The following is a 3257-nucleotide window of genomic DNA, read 5'->3' on the forward strand; positions in this document are numbered from 1 at the left end:
CGTGTCGCATAACCGGGTGGTTATGTCGCGTGTCTCAAACGCCAGGTTAAATGCCAATTTTCGTGGAAGTTATTCCACTTCCCCAAAGGATACATCATGGTCGTCATTCGACTCGCCCGTGGCGGTGCAAAAGCTCGCCCGTTTTTCAACATTGTGGTGGCCGACAAACGCACCCGTCGTGATGGTCGCTTCATTGAGCGCATTGGTTTTTACAACCCGATCGCAACAGCCACCGAAGAAAGCATCCGCATTGCCCAGGACCGTTTGACTTACTGGCGCAGCGTGGGCGCGCAAGCATCCCCCACCGTTGAACGCCTGATCAAACAATCTGCTGCCAAAGCAGCCTGATTGTTGCTGATGTTGCCCGGCCTGGAGGCTGCCGAATTACCGGCAGATGCCATCGAAGTCGGGCGCATCCTTGACGCCTGGGGCATCAGGGGGTGGTTCAAGGTCCTTCCCTACAGCGCCGATCCCGAGGCGCTTTTTTCTTCCCAATCCTGGTTTCTGCTTCCCACCGAAAAAGGTGTCAAAACCTTTGATGGCGTCGGATTGCTGAAAGTTAAGGAAGCCAAAATCCATTCAGGAACCGTGGTCGCCTGCGCGCAAACTATTGATGACCGGAATGCTGCCGATGCCCTCAAGGGTGCGCGCATCTTCATCTCGCGAAGCAGCTTTCCCGCGGCCCAAAAAGACGAATACTACTGGGTTGACCTGCTCGGACTTGAGGTCATCAACCGCGAAGGCGTGCCCCTGGGTCAAGTGCGCGACCTTCTGACAACCGGCCCACAAACGGTGCTGGTGATCGACCAGCTGCAGGATGGCAAAACCGTGGAAATCATGATCCCGTTTGTGGCGGTTTACATCGACGATGTGCGCTTGAGCGAGCGACGCATTCTGGTGGACTGGCAAGCTGATTACTGAAAGCGGCATCATGCGATTTGACGTGGTGACGCTGTTTCCGGAATTGTTTGCCCCCCTGCTCAGCACTGGCATCACCCGGCGCGCCTTTGAATCCGGTCAAGTGGATGTGCAACTGCACCAACTGCGTGATTTTGCGCAAGGCAATTACCGCCGGGTCGATGACCGCCCCTTTGGTGGCGGCCCCGGCATGGTGATGATGGCCGAGCCTCTGTCCCAGTGCCTGTCAACCATTCGTGCCCAACGCCCCGACGACGCGCCAGTCGTCCTGTTTTCGCCGATTGGCAAGCCACTCAACCACGCCATGGTGACACGCTGGTCGGAGAGCCGTGGCGCGGTGCTGATTTGTGGCCGCTACGAAGGCATTGACCAGCGCTTTATCGATACCCATGTCACCGAGCAAATCAGTCTGGGTGACTTTGTGCTGTCTGGCGGAGAAATCGCTGCCATGGCTTTGCTTGATGCGGTGGCCCGGCTGCAACCCGGCGTGCTCGGAGATGCCGACAGCCATGCGCAGGACAGTTTCAACCCGGCATTGGATGGCCTGCTGGACTGCCCGCACTACACCCGACCCGAAATCTGGCAAGACCAGGCCGTACCAGACGTGCTGCTCAGCGGCCACCATGTCAACATTGAACGCTGGCGCCGCAACCAGCGTTTGTTGCTTACCCTTCGCTTGCGACCTGAGCTGATTGACCAGGCCCGCCGCGCCGGCCATTTGACCCAAATTGATGAAGCTGAACTCTCAGGCTATAATCATCGGCTTCCCGATCCTCTGTAAGACCGCCAGAGTGCATTGCACATTGGCATGCGTCATGGTGACGCTGGTGCTGGCATGATCATTGAAAGAACTTATGAACCTGATCCAAATCCTTGAGCAAGAAGAAATTGCTCGCCTGAACAAGACCATCCCCGAGTTTGGTCCTGGCGACACCGTTGTCGTGAGCCTGAACGTAGTTGAAGGCACCCGCAAGCGTCTGCAAGCCTATGAAGGCGTGGTGATTGCCAAGCGCAATCGCGGCCTCAACAGCGGCTTCACCGTTCGTAAAATTTCCAGCGGCGAAGGTGTCGAGCGCACTTTCCAGACCTACAGCCCGCTGATTGCCAACATTGAAGTCAAGCGCCGCGGTGATGTGCGTCGTGCCAAGTTGTACTACCTGCGTGACCGCAGCGGCAAGTCGGCACGTATCAAGGAAAAACTGCCGGCCCGCAAAGTGGCAACAAGCGCCGCTTGATACGCCAGCGCACAGCCCAAAAAACCGCCTCAGTCAACTGTGGCGGTTTTTTTTCGCCCTTCATGCCTGCCCCCGACCATGACCCTACCCCAAATTGATCCGCGCACGGTGCCTGTGACGCAGGTGGACAGCCATTTGCCTGCGGTAGCGCGAAAATGGCTAGAAGCCGACGCGTTGCGCTCACGTTTTGCTGCGCCGCCCGCCTGGCAACCCGAGTTCAGGGTGGAGAAAAAGTTCATGGACCGCGAGCCCATGCCTGCGGCGGTGCTGCTGCCCATTGTGCTGCGTCCGGAACCAACCGTCTTGCTCACCCTGCGCACACCGCACCTGAGCACCCACTCCGGACAAATTGCCTTTCCAGGTGGCAAGGTCGATGAGACCGATGCCGACGCGGTCGCCGCCGCGTTGCGTGAGGCCCAGGAAGAAATTGGTCTGGATGCGCATTTTGTAGAGGTCCTCGGCCAATTGCCGATCTATATTACAGGCTCGGCCTTCCATATCGCACCGGTGGTGGCACTGGTCTCTCCGGGCTTTGCGCTAAGTCCCAATCCGTATGAAGTAGCCGATGTATTTGAGGTACCACTGGCATATTTGATGAATCCGGCCCACCATCGGCACCATCGGGCGGAATGGCAGGGCGTGCAACGCGAATGGTTGTCAATACCCTACCAGGACCATCAGACCGAGCGCTTTATCTGGGGCGCAACGGCTGGCATGCTGCGCAACTTTTACCAGTTTCTGCGGGCTTGAACCGTACAGCCGCTATGATTCGCGCATGAGCCTTATCTCTGTGCTGTTTGCCCTGCTGCTGGAACAAGCGCGGCCCTTGAGCCGCGGCAATCCGATTCATGCCGCCATGCGCGCCTGGGTGCGCTACTGCAGCCGTAATCTGGATACCGGCAAGTCCTTGCACACCTGGCTGGCCTGGGGTCTGGCGGTGGGCGTGCCATCCGGCCTGGCCTTGCTGATTTATTGGTCACTTGCCTTCTGGGTGGGTTGGCCGCTGGCGGTGCTCTGGAGCGCCCTGGTGTTGTACGCATCACTTGGCTTTCGTCAATTCAGTTTCCATTTCACCGAAGTACGGGATGCCTTGGCCAACGACGA

General features: G+C 58.1%; 5 protein-coding genes and 1 pseudogene. All 6 read left to right on the forward strand.

All coding sequences use genetic code 11. The features are described from left to right. Positions 1 to 96 precede the first annotated feature (96 nt). Positions 97 to 348, forward strand: a complete 252-nt coding sequence (gene rpsP, locus NDI87_RS17205; protein WP_296276810.1) for a 30S ribosomal protein S16 — start codon at positions 97 to 99, stop codon at positions 346 to 348. A gap of 9 nt (positions 349 to 357) precedes the next feature. Continuing rightward, the gene (gene rimM / locus NDI87_RS17210) at positions 358 to 921 is read left to right on the forward strand and encodes a ribosome maturation factor RimM (RefSeq protein WP_296276815.1); all 564 of its coding nucleotides are present in this window, start codon (positions 358 to 360) and stop codon (positions 919 to 921) included. A gap of 10 nt (positions 922 to 931) precedes the next feature. After that, positions 932 to 1699, forward strand: a complete 768-nt coding sequence (trmD, locus tag NDI87_RS17215) for a tRNA (guanosine(37)-N1)-methyltransferase TrmD (RefSeq protein ID WP_296276811.1) — start codon at positions 932 to 934, stop codon at positions 1697 to 1699. Between the two features lie 73 nt (positions 1700 to 1772). Next, entirely contained in the window at positions 1773 to 2153 is a 381-nt protein-coding gene (gene rplS, locus NDI87_RS17220) for a 50S ribosomal protein L19 (RefSeq protein WP_296276813.1), read from the forward strand. 78 nt (positions 2154 to 2231) lie between these two features. Then, on the forward strand, positions 2232 to 2903 hold the full coding sequence (locus NDI87_RS17225) for a CoA pyrophosphatase (RefSeq protein WP_296276814.1): 672 nt from the start codon (positions 2232 to 2234) through the stop codon (positions 2901 to 2903). 25 nt (positions 2904 to 2928) lie between these two features. Further along, positions 2929 to 3257 (forward strand): annotated as a pseudogene (locus NDI87_RS17230) (cobalamin biosynthesis protein CbiB); the annotation flags it as partial.

It is taken from the genome of Rhodoferax sp. (assembly GCF_023701345.1).
Lineage (GTDB): Bacteria > Pseudomonadota > Gammaproteobacteria > Burkholderiales > Burkholderiaceae_C > Rhodoferax.

What these genes read in the sequence shown, in the direction of transcription:
- rplS (WP_296276813.1), top strand. Translation starts at nt 1,773, where the DNA reads ATGAACCTGATCCAAATCCTTGAGCAAGAAGAAATTGCTCGCCTGAAC.
- rpsP (WP_296276810.1), top strand. Translation starts at nt 97, where the DNA reads ATGGTCGTCATTCGACTCGCCCGTGGCGGTGCAAAAGCTCGCCCGTTT.
- NDI87_RS17225 (WP_296276814.1), top strand. Translation starts at nt 2,232, where the DNA reads ATGACCCTACCCCAAATTGATCCGCGCACGGTGCCTGTGACGCAGGTG.
- rimM (WP_296276815.1), top strand. Translation starts at nt 358, where the DNA reads ATGTTGCCCGGCCTGGAGGCTGCCGAATTACCGGCAGATGCCATCGAA.
- trmD (WP_296276811.1), top strand. Translation starts at nt 932, where the DNA reads ATGCGATTTGACGTGGTGACGCTGTTTCCGGAATTGTTTGCCCCCCTG.